Source organism: Bradyrhizobium cosmicum (assembly GCF_007290395.2).
Classification (GTDB): Bacteria; Pseudomonadota; Alphaproteobacteria; order Rhizobiales; family Xanthobacteraceae; genus Bradyrhizobium; species Bradyrhizobium cosmicum.
The window spans coordinates 4,868,531-4,893,207 of the sequence record NZ_CP041656.2 but is presented as its reverse complement, the minus strand read 5'-3'; the positions used below and the strand labels follow the sequence as shown (position 1 = coordinate 4,893,207).

General features: G+C 67.5%; 25 protein-coding genes and 2 riboswitches. Of the genes, 18 read left to right on the top strand and 7 right to left on the bottom strand.

Features of this window, described 5'->3' with window-relative positions; translation table 11 throughout:
* Positions 1–6: 6 nt before the first annotated feature.
* Positions 7–1,695: a ShlB/FhaC/HecB family hemolysin secretion/activation protein gene (locus FNV92_RS23725; protein ID WP_143844324.1), complete on the top strand. Its 1,689-nt coding sequence runs from the start codon at positions 7–9 to the stop codon at positions 1,693–1,695.
* Between the two features lie 118 nt (positions 1,696–1,813).
* On the opposite strand, the gene bluB is transcribed toward FNV92_RS23725, so the two are convergent.
* Genes bluB through cobU form a run of 3 tightly spaced genes read right to left on the bottom strand, consistent with a single transcriptional unit; the run spans position 1,814 to position 3,736 of the window.
* The gene (gene bluB, locus FNV92_RS23720) at positions 1,814–2,446 is read right to left on the bottom strand and encodes a 5,6-dimethylbenzimidazole synthase (RefSeq protein ID WP_143844325.1); all 633 of its coding nucleotides are present in this window, start codon (positions 2,444–2,446) and stop codon (positions 1,814–1,816) included.
* Positions 2,447–2,450: 4 nt separating this feature from the next.
* Positions 2,451–3,233 (bottom strand): adenosylcobinamide-GDP ribazoletransferase, encoded by a 783-nt coding sequence (cobS, locus tag FNV92_RS23715; protein ID WP_143844326.1) that lies wholly within the window; start codon positions 3,231–3,233, stop codon positions 2,451–2,453.
* Positions 3,230–3,736: a bifunctional adenosylcobinamide kinase/adenosylcobinamide-phosphate guanylyltransferase gene (gene cobU / locus FNV92_RS23710; RefSeq protein ID WP_143844327.1), complete on the bottom strand. Its 507-nt coding sequence runs from the start codon at positions 3,734–3,736 to the stop codon at positions 3,230–3,232. Before cobU ends, cobS begins: the two co-directional genes overlap by 4 nt.
* A gap of 151 nt (positions 3,737–3,887) precedes the next feature.
* Between cobU and cbiB the strand changes: the two genes are divergently transcribed.
* Both cbiB and cobD read left to right on the top strand, forming a co-directional pair.
* Complete coding sequence (gene cbiB, locus FNV92_RS23705) at positions 3,888–4,823, top strand: adenosylcobinamide-phosphate synthase CbiB (RefSeq protein ID WP_143846228.1); 936 nt, start codon at positions 3,888–3,890, stop codon at positions 4,821–4,823.
* A gap of 11 nt (positions 4,824–4,834) precedes the next feature.
* Positions 4,835–5,800 (top strand): threonine-phosphate decarboxylase CobD, encoded by a 966-nt coding sequence (gene cobD / locus FNV92_RS23700; RefSeq protein WP_168213591.1) that lies wholly within the window; start codon positions 4,835–4,837, stop codon positions 5,798–5,800.
* Here the strand turns inward: cobD and FNV92_RS23695 are convergent.
* The gene (locus FNV92_RS23695; protein ID WP_143844329.1) at positions 5,789–7,237 is read right to left on the bottom strand and encodes a cobyric acid synthase; all 1,449 of its coding nucleotides are present in this window, start codon (positions 7,235–7,237) and stop codon (positions 5,789–5,791) included. The genes cobD and FNV92_RS23695 overlap by 12 nt on opposite strands.
* Positions 7,238–7,248: 11 nt before the next feature.
* Positions 7,249–7,884, bottom strand: a complete 636-nt coding sequence (cobO, locus tag FNV92_RS23690; RefSeq protein ID WP_143846229.1) for a cob(I)yrinic acid a,c-diamide adenosyltransferase — start codon at positions 7,882–7,884, stop codon at positions 7,249–7,251.
* Positions 7,885–7,923: 39 nt separating this feature from the next.
* Positions 7,924–8,145, top strand: a riboswitch (cobalamin riboswitch).
* A 97-nt stretch (positions 8,146–8,242) separates the two neighbouring features.
* Here cobO and FNV92_RS23685 point away from each other — a divergent pair.
* The 7 genes from FNV92_RS23685 to cobJ are packed head-to-tail and all read left to right on the top strand — an operon-like array spanning position 8,243 to position 16,150.
* Positions 8,243–8,617, top strand: coding sequence for a DUF1636 family protein (locus FNV92_RS23685; RefSeq protein ID WP_143844330.1), 375 nt, complete (start codon positions 8,243–8,245; stop codon positions 8,615–8,617).
* Positions 8,614–9,648, top strand: coding sequence for a cobalamin biosynthesis protein CobW (gene cobW / locus FNV92_RS23680; RefSeq protein WP_143844331.1), 1,035 nt, complete (start codon positions 8,614–8,616; stop codon positions 9,646–9,648). The genes FNV92_RS23685 and cobW overlap by 4 nt, the downstream gene beginning before the upstream one ends.
* On the top strand, positions 9,648–12,896 hold the full coding sequence (gene cobN, locus FNV92_RS23675) for a cobaltochelatase subunit CobN (protein WP_143844332.1): 3,249 nt from the start codon (positions 9,648–9,650) through the stop codon (positions 12,894–12,896). Before cobW ends, cobN begins: the two co-directional genes overlap by 1 nt.
* Positions 12,893–14,056 carry a precorrin-3B synthase gene (gene cobG, locus FNV92_RS23670; protein WP_143844333.1) on the top strand — a complete coding sequence of 388 codons (1,164 nt, stop codon included), beginning with the start codon at positions 12,893–12,895 and terminating at the stop codon, positions 14,054–14,056. Before cobN ends, cobG begins: the two co-directional genes overlap by 4 nt.
* Positions 14,056–14,685, top strand: coding sequence for a precorrin-8X methylmutase (locus FNV92_RS23665; RefSeq protein WP_143844334.1), 630 nt, complete (start codon positions 14,056–14,058; stop codon positions 14,683–14,685). Before cobG ends, FNV92_RS23665 begins: the two co-directional genes overlap by 1 nt.
* A 2-nt stretch (positions 14,686–14,687) precedes the next feature.
* Positions 14,688–15,419, top strand: coding sequence for a precorrin-2 C(20)-methyltransferase (locus FNV92_RS23660; protein WP_143844335.1), 732 nt, complete (start codon positions 14,688–14,690; stop codon positions 15,417–15,419).
* Positions 15,416–16,150 carry a precorrin-3B C(17)-methyltransferase gene (gene cobJ / locus FNV92_RS23655; RefSeq protein WP_143844336.1) on the top strand — a complete coding sequence of 245 codons (735 nt, stop codon included), beginning with the start codon at positions 15,416–15,418 and terminating at the stop codon, positions 16,148–16,150. Before FNV92_RS23660 ends, cobJ begins: the two co-directional genes overlap by 4 nt.
* Here cobJ and FNV92_RS23650 read toward each other — a convergent pair.
* Positions 16,126–16,872, bottom strand: a complete 747-nt coding sequence (locus FNV92_RS23650) for a cobalt-precorrin-6A reductase (protein WP_143846230.1) — start codon at positions 16,870–16,872, stop codon at positions 16,126–16,128. The genes cobJ and FNV92_RS23650 overlap by 25 nt on opposite strands.
* Here FNV92_RS23650 and cbiE point away from each other — a divergent pair.
* From cbiE to cobT, 8 genes are all read left to right on the top strand, one after another.
* Positions 16,871–18,052, top strand: coding sequence for a precorrin-6y C5,15-methyltransferase (decarboxylating) subunit CbiE (gene cbiE, locus FNV92_RS23645; protein WP_143844337.1), 1,182 nt, complete (start codon positions 16,871–16,873; stop codon positions 18,050–18,052). The two genes, FNV92_RS23650 and cbiE, sit on opposite strands and share 2 nt — an antisense overlap.
* Complete coding sequence (locus tag FNV92_RS23640) at positions 18,049–18,417, top strand: cobalamin biosynthesis protein (protein WP_143844338.1); 369 nt, start codon at positions 18,049–18,051, stop codon at positions 18,415–18,417. Before cbiE ends, FNV92_RS23640 begins: the two co-directional genes overlap by 4 nt.
* Entirely contained in the window at positions 18,414–19,196 is a 783-nt protein-coding gene (cobM, locus tag FNV92_RS23635) for a precorrin-4 C(11)-methyltransferase (protein ID WP_143844339.1), read from the top strand. The genes FNV92_RS23640 and cobM overlap by 4 nt, the downstream gene beginning before the upstream one ends.
* On the top strand, positions 19,196–20,506 hold the full coding sequence (locus tag FNV92_RS23630) for a cobyrinate a,c-diamide synthase (protein WP_143844340.1): 1,311 nt from the start codon (positions 19,196–19,198) through the stop codon (positions 20,504–20,506). The genes cobM and FNV92_RS23630 overlap by 1 nt, the downstream gene beginning before the upstream one ends.
* Positions 20,503–21,234, top strand: a complete 732-nt coding sequence (gene cobA / locus FNV92_RS23625) for a uroporphyrinogen-III C-methyltransferase (protein WP_143844341.1) — start codon at positions 20,503–20,505, stop codon at positions 21,232–21,234. The genes FNV92_RS23630 and cobA overlap by 4 nt, the downstream gene beginning before the upstream one ends.
* Positions 21,235–21,279: 45 nt before the next feature.
* Positions 21,280–21,498: riboswitch (cobalamin riboswitch) on the top strand.
* 37 nt (positions 21,499–21,535) lie between these two features.
* A complete protein-coding gene (locus FNV92_RS23620) occupies positions 21,536–22,213 on the top strand; it encodes an energy-coupling factor ABC transporter permease (protein ID WP_015687203.1) in 678 nt (225 codons plus the stop codon).
* Between the two features lie 46 nt (positions 22,214–22,259).
* Positions 22,260–23,009: a precorrin-6A synthase (deacetylating) gene (gene cobF, locus FNV92_RS23615; RefSeq protein ID WP_143844342.1), complete on the top strand. Its 750-nt coding sequence runs from the start codon at positions 22,260–22,262 to the stop codon at positions 23,007–23,009.
* A 15-nt stretch (positions 23,010–23,024) separates the two neighbouring features.
* Entirely contained in the window at positions 23,025–24,077 is a 1,053-nt protein-coding gene (cobT, locus tag FNV92_RS23610; protein ID WP_143844343.1) for a nicotinate-nucleotide--dimethylbenzimidazole phosphoribosyltransferase, read from the top strand.
* A 6-nt stretch (positions 24,078–24,083) separates the two neighbouring features.
* On the opposite strand, the gene FNV92_RS23605 is transcribed toward cobT, so the two are convergent.
* Positions 24,084–24,656 carry a histidine phosphatase family protein gene (locus FNV92_RS23605; protein ID WP_168213592.1) on the bottom strand — a complete coding sequence of 191 codons (573 nt, stop codon included), beginning with the start codon at positions 24,654–24,656 and terminating at the stop codon, positions 24,084–24,086.
* Positions 24,657–24,677: the final 21 nt, after the last annotated feature.

Below are 24,677 nucleotides of genomic sequence, written 5' to 3'. Positions count from 1 at the left end.
TTCGGGATGCGGATTTGGAGGGCAGCGTTGGGGGTGGGGCTTGCAGCTTGCTGCATCGCATCCGCGCGCGCCCAGTCGATCAATCCCGGCGTGATCCAGAACGACGTCGACCGGCAACGCCGCCAGCTTGAACAGCAGAGCGCGCCACCCAAACTCACCGGTCCCGCGGTGATCGGCGGCGAGCGGGAGAAATCCCAGTTGCTGAAGCCGGGAGGGCCAAAATTCCGCCTGCGCAAGGTCGAATTCGACCCGTCCAAGTTCATCACGCCGGCGGAGCTCGAAGAGATCGCGAAGAAGTATGTCGGCAAGAACGTCGACATCGCCTCGCTGCTGCAGCTCGTCGCCGACATCAACGCCATCTACACCGAGCGCGGCATCGTCACGGGCATCGCGACGCTGCCTGACCAGGATGCCAAGGGCGGCATCGTCCGGATCAAGCTGACCGAGGGCCGGCTGCAGAAGACGACCATCGAGGGCAACAAGCAGACCCGTACCGACTACATTCTGCAGCGCGTGAAGGAGCCGGAAGGCGAGGTCCTCGACGTTCCAAAACTCAACCGCGACGTGACCTGGTTCAACCGCACCAACGACGTGCAGATCAAGGCGCTGCTGCAGCCCGGCACGAGCTTCGGCCTGACCGACCTGCAGTTCGCGGTGATCGAGCCGCCGGTCGACACCTTGCAGCTCTTCACCGACAACCAGGGCCCGGAGAACACCGGGCGTTGGGAGGGCGGGGCCTTCTACAAGCGCCACGGACTGTTCGGCGTCGACGATCGCCTGACCTTCTACGGCGTCCGCTCCGACGGCAATCTCAACGGCAACGTCGCCTACAGCATTCCGGTCAATCCGTGGGGCGGCCGCGTCGGCGTCAGCTACACCGAAGGCAAGATCAAGATCGTCAACGGACCGTTCGTCGCGCTCGACGTCACCGGACGTTCGAGCCAGGCCGCGATCAACTTCAGCCAGCCGGTCTGGGTGTCGCAGAACTGGCTGGTGCTGCTCAATGCCGCCGAGACCGAGGGCAAGACGGTGAGCCGCTTCGCCACGGTCGACGTCACCAACGACCACTACGACAAGGCCACGGCCGGCGTCTCGGTGACGAATTCAGGCAACACCTATTCGATCACGGTCTCGCCGGCGGTGAACTACATCGAGTGGCAGGACCACGTGCTCGGCAACAACCGCACGTTCAATACCTATACCGGCTCGCTGATCGCGACCAGCGCCGCAGGGCCGGCGAATTTCAGCACCAACGTGCTGGCGAGCTGGCAATACACGCAGGAAAAGCTGCTGCCGGGCGACCAGATTTTCTCGATCGGCGGCCCCACCACCGTGCGCGGCTATCCCTCCAACGCGGCATCCGGCGACAGCGGCTATTATTTCAACGCCGAGCTGCACTACAACTGGTCGCAATGGCTCAGGGGATTTGACACCTACATCTTCACCGACTGGGGTGCGGTGTATTCGACATTCCCCGGTGTCACCGAGATGGGTTCGGTCGGCGTCGGCTTCTCCTGGACCTACGCGTCGTTCATGACGTTCGAGGCGAATTACGCGACGCCGCTGAAGATGGCGGTGTCGACCCAGAACCACTATGAGGCCTACGGCCGCGTCATTTTCCGGCCGTTGCTGATGTTCCAGAAGCAGGAAAGCCCCCCGCCCATGGCGGCGGTTGCGGGCAAAAGCAGGTCGTAGCGGCATGTCACCGCTCTCTCCACGTCATTGCGAGCGCAGCGAAGCAATCCAGAGTCCCTCCGCGGAAAGACTCTGGATTGCTTCGCTGCGCTCGCAATGACGGAGGATGGTGCGGCGCTCAGCGCCGCAGCGTGAATTCGTCCGCGCTGCGCCGGTGTTCCCACTTCGCCTGCTCCAGCTCGGGCTGGTCGCATTCGGCCTCGGGATAACCGATGCAGAGATAGGCGATGAACTTCCAGGTATCAGGCACGTCGAGAACGGCGTGAATGCGCGCCGGGTTCAGGATCGAGACCCAGCCAAGTCCGATACCCTCGGCGCGCGCGGCAAGCCACATCGCGGTGATCGCCGCGACCACGGAATATTCCGTCGTCTCCGGCATGGTGGCGCGGCCGAGGCCGTGGCCGATGTCGCTGGCCTTGTCGGCGAACACAGCGAGGTGGCCGGGCGCCTGTTCCAGGCCCGACAGCTTCAGCGCGGCATAGCGTTCGGCGCGTTCACCGGCGTAACAGTTCAGCGCGTCGGTGTTGCAGACCTTGAAGTCGTCGATGACGGCGCGGCGTCTAGCAACGTCATCGACGACGACGAAGCGCCAGGGCTGGCTGAGGCCGACCGAGGGCGAAAGGCAGGCGGTCTCGATCAGGCGATCGATAGCACCATCCGGCAACGGATCGCCGCGAAAGCGGCGCACGTCGCGGCGCCACACGAACAGCTCGCGCAATTGTCGGCGGAAGGTGTCGTCGAATTCGACCATGAGGTCAGTGTCCCCCCAACAAGGCCGCGGCGACCAGCAGGATCAGGATCTCGCCGAGCTGCTCGAACGCACCGAGGATGTCGCCGGTCTGCCCGCCGATCTGGCGGATCGCAAGCCGCGCCAGCAGCAGGCCGGCGAGAGACAGCAGGATCAGGCCGGCGAGGGCCTTGCCCGGACCAAGCGCGAGAGCGAGCACGAGCGTGCCGAGCGCAAACGCAATGGCAACGCTGCGGCCCGGCGGTGATCCCGCGCTCGCCGACAGACCATCGGGCCGCGCTGGCGGCACCAGCGACATGAAGGCCGGCACGCCCGCGCGCGCGCCTGCGTGCGCGGCGCATAGCGCGAGCGTGACCAGCCACGGATTGGCGATTGTTGCGAGCGCGCTCCAGCGCAGGCCGAACGACAGGATCAGCGCGCAGGTGCCATAGGTGCCAATCCGGCTGTCGCGCATGATCTCGAGCTTGCGTGCACGGGTGCGGCCGCCGCCGAGCCCATCGGCGGTGTCGGCAAGCCCGTCCTCGTGCAGCGCGCCGGTGATGAGCGTGGTCGTCGCGAGTGCGAGGAGGGCGGCAAGGTTCGGTGTCAATCCGCACCGGCTGGCGATCTTGTAGACCAACGCGCCGGCAAGGCCGACCAGCAGTCCGGCGACGGGCAGTGCCCAGGTCGCGCGCGCGACGGCGCCGTCGGCCGCAGGCTTCGATGATGCGACGGGGAGGATCGTCACGAACGAAGCCGCCATCCTGAGATCGGCGACGACGTCTTTCAAGAACTCGGCGCGCGGCGTCATTTTAACTTCATCGGCAAGCCGGCGACAACGAATTCGACTTCGTCGGCAATTGCCGCGATGGTCTGGTTCATGATCCCGGCGGCGTCGCGATAGCTGCGCGCCAGTGCGTTGTCGGGCACGATGCCGAGGCCGACTTCGTTGGTCACGAGGACGACGGGACTCTTGAGGCGCGGCAGGGCACCTGCGAGCTCGCTCACCTCGCGCTCCCAGTCGCGCTCCGCATGCATCAGGTTGGAAAGCCATAATGTCAGGCAATCGACCAGCCTGGCGCCGCCGCCATCGCTTGTGGCCAGAACTGGCACGAGATCGAGCGGCTCCTCGTGCTCGACCCAACCGGTTCCGCGTCGCGTGCGATGCCGGGCAATGCGTGCTTCCATCTCGGCATCGAGCGCCTCGGCCGTCGCGATGTAGATCGGCGGCTGGTCCGGAAAGCTGCGCGCAAGCGCTTCCGCGCGGGCGCTCTTGCCCGATCGCGCTCCGCCCGTGATCAAGATGACAGCCATGAAGGTCTCCTGCGGGCCTGACTAATCACCAAACGCGGCCAAAGACAAAGCCGAAATCAGACGGGCAGGGGCTTGCGCTCCGCCGTCGCTTTGCGCAACAGGGGCGGGACAGGAGGCAGCCTTGGGAGTGGGTGTGGGCTTTGCGGGCGCGATGGTGGTGGCGATGGCGGTGGATGCCCTGTTGGGCTGGCCAGCATGGCTGTTCGCGCGGATCGGCCATCCCGTAACCTGGCTCGGCCAGCTGATCAGCGCCATCGACGCAACGTCGAATCGCCCATCCGATCCGCCGGCATTTCGCCGCGCTGCCGGCGTCGCTGGCGCGCTCCTGGTGATCGCGCTCGCCGTCGCGCTCGGCTGGGCACTTCAGTCCCTGTTCAAGTCATTGCTGCCTTGGGGATGGGGGCAGGCCGTTCTGGTGGGCGTGCTGGCCTGGCCGCTGGTCGCGCTGCGCTCGCTTCATGATCATGTGGCTGCAGTCGCAAAGCCATTGCGCGCCGGGGACATCGCCGCTGCGCGCGACGCGGTCTCGCGTATCGTCGGCCGCGATCCTGCGGCGCTCGATGAAGCCGGTATCGCGCGTGCGGCGATCGAGAGTCTTGCCGAAAACGCTTCCGACGGCATCGTGGCGCCGGTGTTCTGGGGCGCTCTGTTCGGCTTGCCGGGGATTTTCGGCTACAAGGCCATCAACACGCTGGACTCCATGATCGGCCATCGCAGCGAACGGCACGAAGCCTTCGGCTGGGCGGCGGCCCGCATCGACGATGTCACCAATTTCATTCCGGCGCGCCTGACCGGGCTTCTGTTCGTGCTGCTGGCGCCAAGGCGATCCGAGGCGCTGTCGTGCATGACGCGCGATGCGCGCCGTCATCGCTCGCCCAATGCCGGCTGGCCGGAAGCGGCGATGGCGGGCGCGCTCGGCGTGCGGCTCAGCGGCCCCCGCATCTATCACGGCAGCACCACCAACGAGCCCTGGCTCAACGAAGCCGCACGCGATCCGCTCGCCGCCGATATCGGCGAGGGACTGACGGTCTACCGCCGTGCCATGCTGCTGCTCGCCGGCGTGCTTGCGATCCTCGCCTTCGCGTGAAAGAACGGGGCATGCGCGAGCACGGTGGAAATCTCGATCTGGCCCAGCAGCGTTTTGACGGACGCGCCGAGCACTGGATCGATCTCTCGACGGGGATCAACCGGCTGCCTTATCCGGTGGGCGAGGTGAGCGCGCATCATTGGCAGGCTTTGCCGTCGCGGTCCGAGATCGAAGCCCTGCACCACGCGGCGCATCATGCTTATCGCACTAGCGCGCCGGTCGTCGCGATGGGCGGTGCGCAGGCTGCCATTCAACTGTTGCCGCAACTGGCGCCATCCGGCCGTGCCCGTATCCTGGCGCCGACCTACAACGAATACGCGGGTGTGCTGTCGGCCGCTGGCTGGGACGTGCAGGAGGTCGGCGAACTCGACGCGCTGGCGGGAGCGGATGTTGCTATCGTCGTCAATCCCAACAATCCCGACGGCCGGTGTCATCTGCCAAAGGATTTGCTCGCCCTGCTGCCGCGCGTCGGCCGTCTCGTGATCGACGAGAGTTTTGCCGACACGGTTCCGCAATTGTCGCTCGCGCCCGAAGCGGCTCGGCCTGGACTGCTGATCCTGCGCTCGTTCGGAAAGTTTTACGGCCTCGCCGGCCTGCGGCTTGGCTTCGCCATCGGCAATGCGGCCGACATCGAGAAGCTCGCTGCGATGTCGGGTCCATGGCCGGTCTCGGGAGCTGCGATCTCGATCGGCTGCCGCGCCTTGCGAGATGATGCCTGGGCCGAGACGACGTCGGCGCGACTTGCGCGCGACTGTGTTCGCCTCGACGGCATGGCGCAGTCGCAAGGCTGGCGTCTCGTCGGCGGCACGCCGCTGTTTCGTCTCTACGAGACGCCCGACGCGGTTGCCGCGCAGGACAGGCTGGCGCAGAGCCAGATCTGGTCGCGCGTGTTTGCGCAAAAGCCGGGATGGCTGCGCCTCGGGCTTCCCGGAAGCGAAGCCGAGTGGACGCGCCTTGCCGAGGTGCTAGCGTGCTAGCGCAAGCAGGCCTTCGACGTCGAGATGCTGTTCGATGTGATCGGCCAGCGCCTCGAGCGCGCTCTCGACCCTGTCGTGATAAGGCTCGTCGCCGGCGGGAATGTCGAGCTTGGTGAGATACGCCTTGCGGAAGTCGTCCGACGTGAACAGGCCGTGCAGATAGCTGCCCTGCACGCGCCCGTCGCGCGAGGTCGCGCCTTCGGGCTCGTCATTCAGTTTCGCGAAGGCGTGGGCGCGATCGGGCCCGTCGGTGCGGCCGATGTGGATCTCGTAGGCCTCGATCGGCTGATCCGTGGCGGCATGCACGGCCGCGACACGCGTCAGCGTCTTTTGCGGGGTCATCACCGTATCCACGTCCAGAAGCCCGAGGCCCGGCGTGGCGCCTGCGGGGCCCTCGATGCCATCGGGGTCGGCGACGCTGCGGCCGAGCATCTGATAGCCGCCGCAGAGGCCGAGCACATGGCCGCCGCGACGGTGGTGCGCGAGCAGATCGATGTCCCAGCCCTGCGCGCGCAGGAAGGCGAGATCGCCGCGGGTGGATTTTGAGCCCGGGATGATGACGAGCCTGACGTCGCCGGGGATCGCTTCGCCCGGACGCACCATGATGAGATCGACGCCGGGCTCGAGCTTGAGCGGATCGAGATCGTCGAAATTGGCGATCCGCGACAGCGCGAGGCAGGCGATCTTGCATTGGCCCGGCTTGCGCGCGTCGCTGAGGCCGAGTGCGTCCTCGGCCGGCAACTCGCCGGCGCGGGCGAACCAGGGCAATACGCCAAGCCCGCGCCAGGCCGTCGACTGTTCGATCAGCTTGTAGCCGTCGTCGAACAGCGTGGGATCGCCGCGAAACTTGTTGATGACAAAGCCCTGGATCATCGCGGCGTCGTCCGGATCGATCACCGTCTTGATGCCGACGAGCTGAGCGATGACGCCGCCGCGATCGATATCGCCGACCAGCACGACGGGAACGTCGACCCTGCGGGCAAAGCCCATATTGGCGATGTCGGCCTTTCGCAGGTTCACCTCGGCGGGACTGCCGGCACCTTCCACCAGCACGAGATCGGCGCGCGCCTTCAGGCGCTCGAAGCTTTCCAGCACGGCGCCCATCAGCGAAGGCTTCATCGCCGCGTAGTCGCGCGCACGCGCCGTCGCGACGCGCTTTCCGTGGACGATGATTTGCGCGCCGACATCGGTCTCGGGCTTCAAGAGCACCGGGTTCATGTCGGTGTGCGGCTCGACCCCGGCGGCGAGCGCCTGCAGCGCCTGGGCGCGGCCGATCTCGCCGCCATCGACGGTGACGGCGGCGTTGTTCGACATGTTCTGCGGCTTGAACGGCAGAACGCGCAAACCGCGCCGCGTGAAAGCGCGCGCAAGGCCGGCGACGATGAGCGATTTGCCCACGTCCGAGCCGGCCCCCTGGATCATCAATGCGCGCGCCATTGGAAGCGTCTTCAGAACTCGACGCCGGCTTGTGCCTTGATGCCGGAGCGGAAGGGGTGCTTGACCAGTGTCATCTCGGTGACGAGATCGGCGATCTCGATCAGCTCGTCCTTGGCGTTGCGTCCGGTGAGCACGACATGCGTCATCTCAGGCTTCTGCGTCGTCAGGAATTCGACGACCTCGGCGATGTCGAGATAGTCGTAGCGCAGCGCGATGTTGATCTCGTCGAGGACGACCATGCGCAAATTGGCATCGAGGATCAGCTCCTTGGCCTTCTCCCAGCCGGCCCGCGCCGCCGCGATGTCGCGGGCGCGGTCCTGCGTCTCCCAGGTGAAGCCTTCGCCCATGGCGTGGAACTGGCAGAGGTCGCCGAAATGGCCGGTGAGCAGGCGCCGTTCGCCGGTGTCCCAGGCCCCCTTGATGAACTGCACGACCGCACAGGGGAAGCCATGGGCAACGCAGCGGACGATCATGCCGAAGGCCGAGGAGGACTTGCCCTTGCCGGCGCCGGTGTGGACGATGATGAGGCCTTTTTCGCCGCTCTTGGTCGCCATAATCTTGTCGCGGGCGGCCTTCTTCTTCGCCATTTTCTGGGCGTGGCGGACGTCGGTTTGCTCACCCGTCTGGGTATCCGGTTCAGGCGTCATCATACCGGTCCTTCGGCTTGACAAGAGGCGGCCGGGGGCAAATGGTGACCCGGCGTTGGTTCCTGTCCTATGACAGGCGAAGAGGGAATGCGATAGGGTCCGAATCTGCAAGATTCGGGTTCAAACTGCAGCCGCCCCCGCGACCGTGACCGGAGAGATGCCCAAAGCCACTGATCCCCCAGGGGATCGGGAAGGCGGGGATCGAAGGGCCAAAAGCCCTGCTCCGCAAGCCGGGAGACCTGCCAGCGCGGACGATTTTTGGACCGGCGGACGGGGTGTTCCGCGACGGGGAAAACGGGCCTTTCGGGGGAATGGTCCGTGTGCCTCTTCGCCTCCCGCTGACTATCCTGGAGAGGCGATGACCGTCACACTTCACGTCTGCATTACCTGCCGCGCCGGCGAAACGCCCAGCGAGGGCGAGGCCACGCCCGGCAAACGCCTGCATGGTGCGATCCTCGACGCAGGCGTGCCCGCCGGTGTCGCGGTGGTTCCCGTCGAATGCCTATCTGCATGCAGCCAGGGCTGTTCGGTCGCACTCAGCGCGCCCGGCCGTTGGTCCTACGTCTATGGCCGCCTCTCGGAAGCCCATGCGAACGACGTGGTCGCCGGTGCCGCTGCCTATGCGGCCGCGCCCGACGGTCTCGTGCCCTGGCGCAGCCGACCTGAAATCTTTCGCAAGCAGTCGCTTGCGCGCATTCCCCCCATTGCCGTCGTGCCGGAGGCAGCCGAATGAATTCGCTCGCAAAGGTTCCGGTGACGGTTGTCACGGGTTTCCTCGGCTCAGGCAAGACGACGCTGATACAGCACCTGCTCGCAAACCCTGACGGCAGGAAGCTCGCCGTGCTCGTCAACGAGTTCGGCAGCGAGGGCGTCGACGGCGAGATCCTGAAGTCCTGTGCAGACGCCAATTGCCCGGAAGACAACATCATCGAGCTTGCCAATGGCTGCATCTGCTGCACCGTCGCCGACGATTTCATTCCGACCATGGAGAAGCTGCTGGCCCGGCCGGTACGGCCCGATCACATCCTGATCGAGACCTCGGGCCTGGCGCTGCCAAAGCCGCTGCTGAAGGCGTTCGACTGGCCAGAGATCCGCTCGCGCATCACCGTCGACGGCGTGATTGCGCTCGCCGATGCCGAAGCCGTGGCTGCGGGTCGTTTTGCACCGGATCCGGATGCGGTCGAAGCGCAGCGCGCGGCGGACGAGAATCTCGATCACGAGACGCCGCTGTCGGAGGTGTTCGAGGACCAGATCGCCTGTGCGGACATCGTGCTGCTGACCAAGGCCGATCTTGCCGGCGCGGCGGGACTTGAAGCCGCCAGGGCATTAATCACGGCGGAGATGCCGCGCCGCGTGCCGATGCTCTCCGTCACCGATGGCGCGATCGATGCCCGCGTGATCCTCGGTCTCGGCGCTGCCGCGGAGAATGATCTTTCCGCACGCCCCTCGCATCATGACGGCGAGGAGGATCACGAGCATGATGATTTCGCCTCCGTCGTGATCGATCTTCCTGAAGTCACCGACATCGACGCACTGGTCGCCTCGGTGCAGCGTCTGTCGCGCGAGCAGAACGTGCTGCGCGTCAAGGGTTATATCGCCGTGCAAGGCAAGCCGATGCGCCTTTTGCTGCAAGCGGTCGGCGAGCGCGTGCGCCACCAGTTCGACAAGCCGTGGGGCGCGGGCAGCAGGCAGTCGAAGCTCGTGGTGATCGGCGAGCACGGCGATATCGACGAGGCCGCGATCAAAGCGGGACTTGGTGTCTGATGCACGTCGTCTTCCGCGAGAGCCGCGGTCTCGAGGAGACTGCGACGCCAAGGGACATCGGCCAGGACGCGGCCGATCTCGTGGTGCTCTCGTATTCGGATTCCGATCTGGCCGCGTTCGCGGCCGGCTGGCGGCGCGGCCGTGACAGCCTGCCGTCGCTGCGGCTCGCCAATCTTTCGGAGCTGCGTCATCCGCTGTCGGTCGACACCTATGTCGAGCGCACGCTGGCGCAGGCGCGCGGGATTCTGGTCCGTCTGATCGGCGGCGAGTCCTATTGGTCGTATGGGCTCGCGGCTCTTCAGCAACTCGCGAAGGATCGCGGGATCGTGCTCGCCGTGCTGCCGGCCGATGGCCGCGACGATGCGCGGCTCGATGAATATTCGACCGTGCCGGTCTCGACGGTGCGGCGGCTCAAGGTGCTCTGCGACACCGGCGGTCCCGTAGCTGCCCAAGCCGCGATCGCGCAGCTCGCGCTGGCCTCGGGGCTCTATGCCGGACCGGTCGTCGGCGAGACGACCGTTCCCGAGATGGGTTTCTATGATCCCTCGCGCGGCGTCATTGCTGCGCCGGCCGTGGGCGAGGGGAAGCCACGCGCGTTCGTGACGTTCTATCGCTCCTATCTGACCGCGGCGGACACCGGCCCCGTCGATGTCCTGATCGCCGCGCTGCGCGGGAAGGGGTTCGATGCCTATGGCGTGTTCGTCACCTCGCTGAAGGCTCCGGGCGTTGCGGATTGGCTGCGGGCGCATCTTGCGCAAAACCCGCCGGCCGCGATCGTCAATGCGACGGCGTTCTCGGCGCTGGGCGATGACGGTACGACGCCGTTCGATGCCGCATCCTGTCCCGTCTTCCAGGTCGCGCTCTCGACGGCGCGGCGCGAGGACTGGGCGAACTCGCTTCGCGGTCTGTCGCCGGGCGATCTTGCGATGCATGTGGTGCTGCCCGAGGTTGACGGCCGCCTGTTCGCGGGCGTGGTCAGCTTCAAATCGGCCGGGATGCGCGATCCCGATCTGCAATTCTCGCACCTGGCCCATCGCGCCGATGACGAGCGCGTGGAAGCTGTCGCCGCGCGCGTCGCGGCCTGGCGACGTCTTGCGGAAACACCCGCCGGCGACAAGCGGCTGGCGATCGTGCTGTCAAACTATCCGGGACGCCCGCACCAGATCGCGCATGCGGTTGGTCTGGATGCGCTGGCGTCGGTCGAGGCGTTGCTGTCCGATCTCGCTGCGGCCGGATTCGGTGTCGCGCCGGTCGATGCACTCGGCGAGACGCTGTTGAAGCGGAGCTTGACCTGGAGCGTTGCCGACTACCACGCAGCGCTCTCGCGCCTGCCGCAATCCTTGCAGGATGACCTCGTGCAAGCCTGGGGCGTTGCGGAGAACGATCCGAGCTGCCGCGATGGCGCATTCCATTTCGCCGCGATCCCGTGTGGCCGATCCATTATCGCGGTCCAGCCCGAGCGCGGCGATGCCGCCACGCGGGATGGCGACTATCACGATCTCGCCCGCACGCCGCGCCACGCCTATGTCGCGTTCTATCTCTGGCTCCGCGAACAGCGCTGCGACGCGATCGTCCACATTGGCGCGCATGGCACGCTGGAATGGCTGCCCGGGAAATCCGTGGCGCTTTCGTCGGCCTGCTGGCCGGAAGCCCTGATCGGCGACGTGCCGGTCATCTATCCCTTCATCGTCAACGATCCCGGTGAGGCAGCGCAGGCCAAGCGGCGCATCGGCGCTATCACCATCGGCCATCTGCCGCCGCCGCTCGCAGCGTCTGCGGTGCCGGAGGGCCTGCGCCGTCTCGAACAGCTGCTCGACGAATATTCGACGGCCGATGGTCTCGATCCAGCGCGTCGTCAGCGATTGATCGCGGCGATCCGCGACGAGGCGCGTGCGGCGGGCCTCGAAGACGATCTTGGTCTGGATGCCTCGGCCGCGCCGGCCGAAGCGATCCCGCGGATCGATCGCTTCGTCTGCGATCTCAAGGAAAGCCAGTACGGCGACGGCCTGCACGTGTTTGGCCGCGGCGCTTGCGGCGACGCGGAGCGGGACGCGCTGCGGGCCGCGCTTGCCGGCCAGCGCGTCGCGCCGGGACCGTCGGGCTCGCCCTATCGCGGGCGCCTAGACGTGCTGCCGACCGGGCGTAATCTCTTTGCCGTTGACCCGCGCGCCGTGCCGACGCCGTCGGCGCACGCGCAGGGCATCAAGCTCGCGGAAGAACTGCTCCGCCGTCATCTGCAGGATCACGGTGACTGGCCGAAAGGGCTCGTCGTCGATCTCTGGGGCTCGGCGACGATGCGCACCGCGGGCGAGGAATTCGCCATGGCGTTGCATCTGGCTGGCCTTGCGCCGCGCTGGGACCACGCCTCCGGCCGCGTCACCGGTTACCACATCATCGCGCCGGCCGAGCTCGGCCGTCCCCGCATCGACGTCACGCTGCGCGTGTCGGGCCTGTTCCGCGATGTCTTCTCCGGCCTTGCCCAATTGTTCGAAGCCGCCGCCGAGGCGCTCGCGGGCCGCGAGGACGAGGGCGATGAAAATCCCTATCGCCACCGCGCCTCCCGCGTGTTCGCCCCGCGGCCGGGACAATACGGCGTGGGTCTCTCGGCGATCCCCGATGCTTTCACGCCCGAGACGCGCGACGCAGCCGGCGAGGCCTGGCTGTCGGCATCGTCCTGGGCGTTCTCCGCCGACGGTGAGATCAAGTCCGATCGCGCCGGCATCGAACAGCGGCTCGCGTCTGCCGACGCCTTCGTGCACGTCCAGGACTTGCCGGAGACCGATCTGCTGCTTGCCGCCGACTATGCCGCGCATGAAGCCGGCATTGCGGCGGCAGCGGTGCATCTCGGCGGGCCAACGCCGTCGCTCTATCACCTCGATACGACGCGGCCCGAGCAGCCGCATGCACGGACGCTGACCGAGGAAATCTCCCGTGTCGTTCGCGCGCGCGCGGTCAATCCGGGCTGGATCGCCGGCATGATGCGCCACGGTTTTCGCGGCGCCGCCGAGATCACGGCAACGCTGGAGCACATGGCCGCCTTCGCTCACCTGGCCGATGCCGTGCCGCCGCATCTGTTCGATCTCTATTACGATGCGACAATTGGCGATGCCGATGTTCGCGCCTTCATGGCCCGTGAAAATCCGGCGGCGCTCGCCGCAATGGAGAGCTGCTTCGCGCGCCTGCACGACGCCTCGCTCTGGCGAACGCGGCGCAATTCGATCGCGGCTGCCCTGCGGGAGGCCTCATGAGTGCAGCATCGGTGAAGGGCTGGTGTCCCGGCGCGCTGCGCCCTATGCTATCGGGCGACGGGCTCGTGGTCCGCGTGCGCCCGTTCGGCGGTCGTCTCGAAGCCGGGCAGGTCGCCGGTCTTGCCGAGCTCGCCGAGCGTTACGGCAACGGTCTGATCGACGTGACCAGCCGCGCCAACCTACAGATCAGGGGCGTCACCGAACAGGGCCACCGCCGGCTGCTCGATGGACTTGCGTTGCTGCGGCTGCTCGATCCCGACACTGACATCGAGGCCCGCCGCAACATTCTGGTGACACCGTTCTGGAATGTTGGTGACGAGACGCAGGCGCTCGCTGCCGAGCTTGAAGAAGCGCTCGCGGACAGTTCGCTTGAACTCCCCACCAAATTCGGTTTCGCCATCGATGACGGAGAATCGCGCGTACTCGCCGGCGATTCCGCCGACGTGCGGATCGAACGCGACCGCGACGGCCGCCTGCTGGTGCGGGCCGACGGCGCAAAGCTTGGCCGTTTTGTCGGGCGTGGAGAGGTCGTGAGCACCGCGCTCGCATTCGCATCCTGGTTCATCGCCTCCGGCGGCGCGCAGGGCGGGCGAGGGCGCATGGCAGCCCACATTGCGGCCGGCGCGGCGTTGCCCCAAGCATTGAACGGCGAGACTGAACCGGCACCGGTGATGGCCGCGTCGCGGCCCGGGCATTATCCGCACGGCGCCCTGGTCGGCGTTGCGTTCGGACAGATGCTGCACACGACGCTGCATCAATTCTCCGGCTGCGGTCATGCGTTGCGCATGACGCCGTGGCGGATGGTGCTGAGCGAGGGCAAGCGGGAGATGCCGAGCGGGGCGGGCCTCATCACCGAGCCTCACGACCCCGCATTGCGCGTCATTGCCTGCAGCGGCGCGCCGCGCTGCCGCGAGGCCCACGCCGACACGCGTGCGCTGGCCGCCGCGCTCGCGCCGCGCATCGCGCTCGACACGCGGCTGCACGTCTCCGGCTGCGCCAAGGGCTGCGCCCGTTCCGGCGCGTCCGCGGTGACGCTGGTCGCGACCAGCGCCGGCTTCGACCTCGTTCGCGGCGGCTCGACGCGCGACGAGCCGGTCCTGCGCGGGTTGAATGGCGCCGACATCGTCAGCGATCCCTCCATCCTGGTCGGAGGGCACTGATGCCGCACGTCTACGAAACCGATGGTGCGGCGATCTACCGGCAATCCTTCGCGACCATCCGGGCCGAGGCCGATCTTGCTCGCTTCACGCCGGACGAGGAGCAGGTCGCGGTGCGGATGATCCACGCCGCCGGCATGGTCGGCCTCGAGGCACATATCCGCTTCACATCAGGCATGGCGACCATTGCGCGAGCGGCCTTGCAGAAGGGCGCGCCGATCCTGTGCGACGCGCGCATGGTCTCGGAAGGAATTACACGCGCGAGATTGCCTGCGGCCAACGCCGTCATCTGTACGCTCGGCGACGAAGCCGTTCCTGCGCTGGCGCAATCCATGCGCAACACCCGCTCGGCGGCAGCGCTGGAGTTGTGGCGGCCGCACCTGCATGGCGCGATCGTCGCGATCGGCAACGCGCCGACCGCGCTGTTTCACCTGCTCAACATGCTGGAGGACCGGGATTGCCCGCGGCCCGCGGCGATCATCGGCTGCCCGGTCGGCTTCGTCGGCGCAGCCGAATCCAAGGCGGCGCTGATGGCCGATCCGCCGGTGCCGGCGCTGACGGTCGAGGGCCGCCTCGGCGGCTCGGCGATTACCGTTGCCGCCGTGAACGCGCTGGCGAGCCGGAGCGAGTAGCCATGGGACGCATCATCTGTTGCGGTCTCGGCCCTGGCGACCCGGATCTGATGAGCGTCCGCGCGGACCGCACGGTGCGCGGCGCGCAGCATGTCGCCTATTTCCGCAAGAAGGGTCGGCCCGGGCAGGCGCGGCGCATCGTCGAGGGCATGCTGGCGGCCGACGTCACCGAATATCCCATGGAATATCCTGTTACGACAGAGATCGCCTTCGACAGCGCGGAGTACGTGCAGCTGCTGGCCGGCTTCCACGACGAATGGGCCGAGCGCCTTGCGAGATTGTCCCGTGCGGTCGACGTCGTCGTGCTCTGTGAAGGCGATCCTTACTTCTACGGCTCCTTCATGCATCTGCACACGCGACTGCAAGGCCGGGTCGAGATCGAGGTGATCGCCGGCATTCCCGGCATGGTCGGCTGCTGGAATGGCGTCGGCCAGCCGATCGCGCTCGGCGACGACGTGACGACGGTGCTGATGGGCACGCTGGCTGAAGACGAGCTCGAACGGCGCATGCGCGATTCCGATGCGCTCGTGATCATGAAGACCGGGCGCAACCTGGCAAAGGTGCGCCGCGCGCTAGCCTCCGCCGGCCGGCTCGATGATTCCTGGCTGGTCGAGCGCGGCACCATGCCGGGCGAGCGCGTGGTGCGGCTCGCCGAGATCGATGCCGCCGATTGTCCTTACTTTGCGATCGTGCTCGTGCACGGCAAGGGCCGGCATCCGGACGCCGCCGAATGACGGGCACGCTGACCATCGCGGGCCTCGGGCCGGGCAGCGATGGCCTGGTGACGCCCGAGGTTTCCGCCGCACTCGCGGCTGCCACCGACATTCTGGGTTATGCGCCCTATGTCGCGCGCGTGCCACCGCGGGCCGGCCTCAACTTGCGCCCATCTGACAATCGCGAAGAGCTGCAACGCGCGAGCGAGGCGCTGCGGCTTGCCGCCGAAGGCGGACAGGTCGTGGTCGTGTCCTCCGGCGACCCCGGGGTCTTTGCAATGGCCTCGGCCGTGTTCGAGGCGCTCGAACAGGCGCCGCAATGGCGGGAGCTTCCCATTCGCGTGCTGCCGGGCATCACCGCGATGCTGGCGGCGGCCGCCCGCGCCGGGGCGCCGCTTGGGCATGATTTCTGCGCGATCAATCTCTCCGACAATCTCAAGCCGTGGACGGTGATCGAGAAGCGTCTGCGGCTGGCCGCCGAAGCCGATTTTGCCATCGCGATGTACAATCCGCGCTCGGCCAGCCGGCCGGAAGGATTTGTCCGCGCGCTCGCCGTGCTGAAGGAAGCCGGCTGCGGCGAGCAACTGGTGATCTTCGCCCGCGCGGTCAGTGCCGCTGACGAGACAATCGAGACCGTGAGGCTGAACGACGCAACGCCAGAGATGGCCGACATGCGTACGCTCGTGATTGTCTGCAATTCGCGGACGCGCCGTGTCGGCCGCTGGGTCTATGCGCCGAGGCAGGTCCGATGACCGAGCCACTGCATGACCTCCGCCACGCTCTCGACCCGCAACCGTTCGGGCAATCGCGGCCGCGAGATCATGATCACGGGCAGGCCGAGCATGCGGGCCGCGTCGATCTTGGCGCGCGCACCGTTGCCGCCGGAATTGCGGGCGACGATCCAGGCGATGCCGCGTGCGCGCATCATCCCCAACTCGCCGTCGAAGGTGAATGGTCCGCGCGACACGATCACGTCTGCTGGAAACGGCAGGGAAGCTTCGGGCGGATCGACGAACCGCAGCGTGTAGGCGTGCTGCGGCTTCGCCGCGAACGGAGCGATGTGCTGGCGGCCGATGGCCAAGAATACTTTTGCCGGCGCGTTGGGCAACGCGGCGACTGCCGCATTGACGTCAGCGACCTCGATCCAGTTGTCGTCAGACGCCTTGACCCATGGCGCGCGTTCCAACGCGATGAGCGGCGTGCCGGTTTCCGCGCATGCGGCGACCGCGTTTCGGCTCATCTCGGCAGCGAAGGGATGCGTCGCGTCGATCACATGCGTGATGCCTTCGCGGCGAATGTAGTCGGCAAGCCCGCTCACGCCGCCAAAGCCGCCGATGCGGGTCGGCAGCGGCTGATCGGCAGGCGCGCGGGTGCGGCCGCCGTAGGAATAGACGGCATCGATGCCGGCGCGCGCGATCTCCGCGGCGAGCAGGCTCGCATCGGCAATTCCGCCCAGAATGAGGGCGCGCATTATGGCTGATCCCTGGCTGACCATCATCGGTATCGGCGAAGATGGCCTTGCCGGGCTGTCCGAGGCAAGCCGAAAGGCGCTCGAGGATGCCGAAACCGTGTTTGGTGGTGAGCGGCATCTGGCGCTTGCCGGCGTGACGGGGCGTGGTCGTCCGTGGCCGGTGCCGTTCGATGCGGAAATCGTGCTGAGCTGCCGTGGCCGGCCGACCGCGGTGCTCGCCTCGGGCGATCCGTTCTGGTACGGCGCCGGCGCGAGTCTTGCCGAGAAGCTCCATAGTGACGAATGGATCGCGTATCCCGGTCCCTCGACATTCTCGCTCGCTGCCGCCCGGCTTGGCTGGCGTCTCGAATCGGTCGCGTGCCTTGGGCTTCATGCCGCCCCGTTCGAGCGGCTGGTGCCGCATCTCGCAAAAGACGCACGCATCATCTGTCTGGTGCGCGACGCAGCGGCGATCGGCGATCTCGCGAAATGGCTGACGGAGCGCGGATGGGGCCCTTCACTCCTGTGGACTCTTGCGGCCCTTGGCGGTCCACGCGAACGCATCGACCAGCATCGCGTCGACCTCTTTGCAGATGATCTCTCGGAGAAACTGGTTGCGGTCGCGCTGCTGGCGAGGGGAACTCAGGGCATTCCTCGCAGCTCGGGACTGCCGGACGATCTCTTCGTCCACGACGGCCAGATCTCCAAGCGGCCGGTGCGCGCCCTCGCGCTCTCGGCGCTGGCGCCGCGCCCGGGTGAACGGCTGTGGGACATCGGCGCCGGCTCGGGCTCGATCTCGGTGGAGTGGGCGCTGTGCGGCGGGTCAGCGACCGCCATCGAGGCGCGCGAGGATCGTGTCGCGAATATCCGTAGCAATGCGGCGGCGTTCGGATTGGCGCATCGTGTCAGCGTCATCCCCGGAAAAGCGCCCGAGGCCCTTGCAGCGCTGGAGGCACCGGATGCCGTCTTCATTGGCGGTGGCCTCGATGGCGCAATGTTCGATGCCGTCTGGTCGCTGCTCGCGCCCGGTACGCGCCTCGTCGCTCATTCAGTGACGCTGGAAACGGAAGCGCTGCTCGGCGAGTTGCATCAGCGCCATGGCGGCGAGCTGATGCGGGTCGAGATTGCGCATGCCGCGCCGCTCGGCCGCTTCCGGTCGTGGGAGGCGGCACGGCCGGTGGTGCAGTGGAGTGCGGTTCGATGAAGGTCGCCGGACTCGGGTTCAAGCGGAATGTCACGCTGGCTTCGCTGCGCGAGGCTCTTCTGGCGGCCGGCGGCCCTGAAGGCCTTGCGGCGGTGGCGACCGTCAGCGACAAGGCTGATGCGGAGGTGCTCAAGCAGCTCGCGCGTGAATGCGGCGTACCGATCAAGGCGGTATCAGCCGATGTCTTGGCCGGTGTCGATACGCCGACGCAGTCAAGTCTCGTCGTTGAAAAGTTCGGCACGGGCTCGGTCGCCGAAGCCGCGGCGCTCGCGGCCGCTGGCCCTCGCGCGAGGCTGATCGCGACGCGCGTGGTCTCGCAGGACCGCACCGCCACCGCCGCGATCGCCGAAGGAGACGGCGCATGACTGTACATTTCATCGGCGCTGGGCCGGGCGCCCCCGATCTGTTGACGCTGCGGGGCCGCGATCTGATCGCCGCCTGTCCGGTCTGCCTCTATGCGGGCTCGTTGGTGCCCGAAGGTGTGCTGGCGCATTGCCCGCCCGGTGCGCGCATCGTCAACACCGCGCCGCTGTCGCTCGACGACATCATCGCGGAGATCGCTGCCGCGCATGCGGACGGCAAGGATGTCGCGCGGCTGCATTCCGGCGATCTCTCGATCTGGTCGGCGATGGGCGAGCAGCTTCGTCGCCTGCGGTCCCTCGGGATTCCCTATACGGTCACGCCGGGCGTGCCGTCCTTCTCGGCCGCTGCGGCCGCACTGGAGACTGAGCTCACGCTGCCCGGCCTTGCACAGACGGTGGTGCTGACGCGCACGCCGGGCCGCGCCAGCGCGATGCCCGAGGGCGAGAAGCTCGCCGCATTCGCCGCGACCGGTGCGGTGCTCGCAATCCATCTATCGATCCATCTGCTCGACACGATCATCGCCGAGCTGACGCCGCATTACGGCGCGGACTGTCCCGTCGCGATCGTCTGGCGCGCGAGCTGGCCGGACCAGCGCATCGTCCGCGCCACGCTGGCGACGCTCGATCGCGCCGTCGGAAGCGAGATGGAACGCATCGCGCTCATCCTGGTCGGCAAGACGCTCGGCGCTGCCAATTTTGACGAGAGCCGTCTCTATGCCGCCGACTACGACCGCCGCTATCGGCCTGTCGGCGCCGAGCCGCGCTTTCCGGAGGCGTCGTGATGGCGGCCGGCCTCGTCATCTCCGCGCCGGCCTCCGGCGTCGGCAAGACGACGCTGACGCTGGCGCTCGCGCGCGCCTGGCGCAATCGCGGTTTGAACGTGCAGTGCTTCAAGAGCGGTCCGGACTATATCGACCCCGCCTTCCATGCCGCTGCGACGGGACGGGCCTCGGTCAATGTCGACAGTTGGGCGATGGACCGGGCAACGATCGCGCATCTCGTTAGCCGCGGTGCGGACGCCGATGTCGTGCTTGCCGAAGGCTCGATGGGTCTGTTCGACGGCGTTGCTGCGCGCGGTGTCTCAGGCACCGGCGCCACCGCCGATATCGCGCAGATGTTGGGCTGGCCCGTGCTGCTGGTGATCGACCCTTCCGGGCAGGCTCAGACGGCGGCAGCGATCGCCGCAGGTCTTCGCGACTATCGCCCCGGCGTGCGCCTTGCCGGCGTCGTGCTCAATCGCATCGCCAGCCCGCGCCACGAAAACCTCGTGCGGCATGCGCTGATCGAGGCCGGCATCAACGTGTTCGGCGCGCTGCCCCGCCATGCCGAGATCAGCCTGCCGAAGCGGCATCTCGGCCTGGTGCAGGCCGAGGAGCAGGCGGAGATCGGCACGTTGATCGACGAGGCGGCGCGCTTCGTCGCCGAGCATGTCGATCTCGACGCGGTGCTGCGATCGGCCGCGGCATGGTCGCCGCAGCCCGCCGCGAATGGTTTGAACGTAACACCGCCCGGCCAGCGCATCGCAATCGCGCGCGACGCGGCGTTCTCCTTCGTCTATCCGCACATGCTGGAAGCCTGGCGCGCGGCGGGCGCCGAAATCCAGCCGTTCTCGCCGCTGGCCGATGAGGCGCCAGACGCGAGCGCCGATGTGTGCTGGCTGCCCGGCGGCTATCCCGAGCTTCATGCGGGAACGATCGCGGCCAATGCGCGCTTTCGCAGCAGCTTGCGCGCGTTCGCCGAGACGCGGCCGGTGCACGGCGAATGCGGAGGCTATATGGTGCTAGGCGAGGGCCTCACCGATGCCGACGGCATCCGCCATGAGATGACGGGCCTGCTCGGCCTGGAGACGAGCTTTGCCAAACGCCGCATGCATCTGGGCTATCGTCTCGCCGCGCTCGCTGGCCCGATGCCGGGGCATCAGGTCGGCGCGCGGCTGCGCGGCCACGAGTTCCACTATTCGACGATTCTCGCGCAGCCGGACACGCCGCTCGCGGTCGTGCACGATGCTACCGGCGCCGTCATCGCCGAGACCGGCTCGCGGCGGGGGCACGCCACCGGCACGTTCTTCCATCTGATCGCGGAGGACCGGTGAGCGGATTCGTCACTTTCATTTCCGCCGGCCCCGGCGATCCGGAGCTGCTCACGCTGAAGGGTGTTGCGCGGCTGCGCGAGGCGGACGTCGTGCTCTATGACGATCTCGCTTCCGGCGCGATCCTCGATCTCGCCCGTCCCGGCGCCAATCTCGTCGCGGTGGGCAAACGGGCAGGGCGGGCCTCGACCAAGCAGCACCACGTCAACCGGCTGCTGGTCGACTATGCGGCGACCGGCGTCCGCGTGGCGCGGCTGAAATCGGGCGATGCCGGCATTTTCGGCCGGCTCGAGGAGGAGATCGAGACGCTGCGCGAGGCCGGCATCGGCTACGAGATCATTCCCGGCGTCACCACCGCCTGCGTCGCTGCGGCGCAAGCCGGAATTCCGCTGACCCGGCGCCACACCTCGCGCCGGGTGCAGTTCGTCACCGGGGCCGACGTCACCGGTGAGCTGCCCCAGAACCTGAACTGGGCGGCGCTGGCCGATCCCGAAGCGACCACCGTGGTCTATATGGGCCGCCGCACCTTTCCGGCGCTTGTCGCGAAATTGATCGAGCACGGTCTGGCGCCAGGCACTCCGGCGCTGTTCGCTGAATCTCTCGGGCGCCCCGATGAGCGGCTGGTCCGCACCACAATTGCCGAACTGGCGGAGCAGCTTGCGCGCGGCGGCGCGGCGTCGACGGCGGCCGTGATTCTGTTCGGTGCGCTCGCAGGGGATTATCCGTCATGATCGCCCCGGCCGCCGCTCGCCCCTTGACGCCGGCTCCGCGAAAGGGGCACACAGGAGATGCATGGTGCTCGACGCGGCGCAAAGCGCCGGAGCATAATCGGGAATGGGGATGGGCGGACCCAGTTGCGGCGCCCCAAACCCCAGCCGCCCCCGCGACTGTAAGCGGTAAGGGACTCCGAACCGCCACTGGGCCGCAAGGCTCGGGAAGGCCGGAGAACCCAGTGAGCCGCGAGCCAGGAGACCGGCCGTGCGTGTTTTGAGGCCAACGCCGTCGGGTGTGACGGCAGGAAGGATCTGAGCCATGCATATCGAACCCGGGATCGTGACGGGCGCCAAGCTCGTGTTGAGTTACGCAACAGGCATCGCCGCCTGCGGTGTTGCGCTGAAGCTCGCGGTCGAGACCGCGCGCGAGCAGGGCGTCGGCTCGCTTGCGTTGCGCACCCTCGCCACCACCGCGCTTGTCTTCACCTTCTTCGAGATCCTGCCGCACTTCCCGGTCGGCGTCTCCGAGGTGCACTTCATTCTCGGCTCGACCTTGTTCCTGTTGTTCGGGGCGGCCCCCGCAGCTCTCGGCCTCGCCTTCGGTCTGCTGTTCCAGGGCATCTTCTTCGAGCCGCCGGATTTGCCGCAATTCGGCATGAACGTCACCACGCTGCTGGTGCCGCTGTTTGGGATCCAGGCGATTGCAGCGCGGATCATTTCGCGCAACACCGCCTATGTCGATCTCAGCTATCGCCAGGCGCTGGCGCTTTCGACGACCTACCAGGCCGGCGTGATCGGCTGGGTCGCGTTCTGGGCGCTCTATGGCTCCGGCTTTGCCATGAGCAATCTCGCCAACATCGCGACCTTCGCCGCCTCCTATGCGCTCGTCATCGTGATCGAGCCGCTGGCTGATCTGGCGGTGCTGGCGCTGGCGAAGTCGCTGCGCGGCGTCACCGCGCCCGGCCTCGTCACCCCGCGCCTGCACAACGCGGCCTGAGAGACAAGCGAACGGGCGGCCATCGCGGTCGCCCTTCGCACTCGCGATGCTCACGCTCTCCCTGATAGGCATCGGTTGCGGCGATCCCGAGCAGCTCACGCGCGCCGCGATCCGTGCCATCAACGCGGCTGATCTCGTCCTGATCCCGCGCAAGGGGAGCGCGAAATCCGATCTCGCCGATCTCAGGCGGACGATCTGCACGAACGTTCTGACCAACGACCAGACGCGCATCGCCGAGTTCGATCTGCCCGTGCGCGACGCCGGTGAAGCGGACTACCGCAAGGGCGTGGACGATTGGCACGATGCGGTTGCAGCGATCTGGTCGCGGACGATCGCGAGTCATCTCGAAGGCGATGGCAAGGTCGCGCTGCTGATCTGGGGCGATCCCTCGCTCTACGATTCCTCGTTGCGCATCGCACGGCGACTCACTCCCTTGCCGACAATTGAGGTCGTGCCCGGCATCACCTCGATCCAGGCGCTGTGCGCAGCCCATGCGCTGCCGCTCAACGACATCGGCGAACCGTTTCTGGTCACGACGGGGCGCCGCTTGCGCGAGGGTGGCTGGCCGCAGGGCGTCGATACCGTGGTGGTGATGCTCGACGGCGGCACCGCATTCCAGTCGCTTGATCCCGAAGGCCTGCAGATCTGGTGGGGCGCCTATCTCGGCATGCCCGACCAGGTCGTTCTATCCGGCGCGCTGGTTGAGGTCGGCCCGCGCATCGTGGCCGCGCGCCAGGAGGCGCGCGAGCGGCATGGCTGGATCATGGACAGCTACATTCTCAAGCGCAGGGCGTAAGCCAAGCGAGGCAGCATGCTTCCCGAATGGGTCTATCAGACGTGCCCCGATGTCTCCGCCGTTCACCGCGAGGCGGCGATCGCGCGGCAGGCGCAACTGACAAAGCCCACCGGTGCGCTCGGCCGGCTGGAACAGCTCGCGATCGAGCTTGCGGGCCTGCAGGCGACCGAGCAGCCGCGTGCGGCGCGGGTGCCGATCATCGTCTTCGCCGGCGATCACGGCATCGTCGCGCAGGGCGTGTCGGCCTATCCGCAAGCCGTCACCATCGCGATGATGGCGAATTTCGCCTCCGGCGGCGCCGCGATCTCCGTGCTGGCGCGCGAGCTTGGCGCGAGCCTCGAGGTGGTCGATGCCGGCACGCTGGCGCAGGGGGAGATGACGGGCGTCGTCACCGACAAGCCGCGCCATGGTACCTGCGATTTCAGCGTCCAAGCCGCGCTGACGCCTGCCGAACTGGCGTTCGCCTTCGAAGCCGGCCAGCGCGCGGTGGCGCGCGCCGGGGTCAGCCAGCCTGATCTGCTGATCTTCGGCGAGATGGGCATCGGCAACACCACGACATCGGCGGCGATTGCCGCGAGCCTTCTCGGCGTGAGCGCTGAGGAGATCGCGGGCAGCGGTACCGGCATCGATGCGGCCGGCCGCGCGCACAAGGCGCGCGTGATCGACGCTGCGATTGCGCGCCATGGCGTTGCCGGGGCCTCGCCCGAAAAAATCCTGTGCGCGGTCGGCGGCCTCGAGATCGCAGCGATCTGCGGCGCGATCATTGCGGCAGCGCAACGCCGCATCCCAGTATTGATCGACGGATTCATCGTCTCGGTCGCGGCGCTTGCGGCGGCGCGGCTCAATCCGTCGTGCCAGCCATACCTGTTGCCGTCGCATCAATCGGCGGAGCAGGGGCATCGGCTGGTGCTGTGCGCGCTCGACGTGCAGCCGCTGATCAGCCTCGATCTCAGGCTCGGCGAGGGATCGGGCGCCGCCATCGCGCTGCCGCTGGTGCGGTCGGCGTGTGCGCTTCACAACGGCATGGCGACGTTTGCCCAAGCCAACGTGCCGGATCGTCCCGCCTGAACCGCCTCAGGTCATGCGCTGGTTGACCGAGACGACGCGCCAGCCGGCGGCGAGTCGGTCGATCCGGGTCAGCGACAGCGGATCGACCACGAAGCGCAACGCCGCTTCCGGCGTCAGATCCAGCGCGATGCAGAGCACGGAGCGGATGGTGCCGGAATGTACGACAAGTGTCGCTGGGCCGGAGCCGATCCGCGAAAGTCCCTGCCGCACGCGCGCGACCTGATCCTCGAAGCTTTCGCCGCCCGGCGGTCTCTTGTGGGCGGGATCGCTCCAGAATTCCGTGTAGGTCTCCCCACCGGTCGCGGCGAGTTCGTCGTGCTTCCGGCCGGTCCAGTCGCCAAAATGCTGCTCGCTGAATTCGGTCATCAATGACGGTTCGAGCCGAAGGGCGCCCGCGGTCTCGACCGTGCGCCGCGACGGGCTGGCATAGCTCGCCGCATCGCGCGGCAGGCGTTGCCGCAGCGTCTCCAGTTGCGCGCGATCGCCGAGATCCGCCGGCGCGTCGGACGCGTGGATCGTCCCCGCGACGCCGGCGACGGGCGCATGTCGTATCAGCCAGAGCAAGGTCTCGCCCTCCATGCTCGTCTCCCAGGAAGTTGG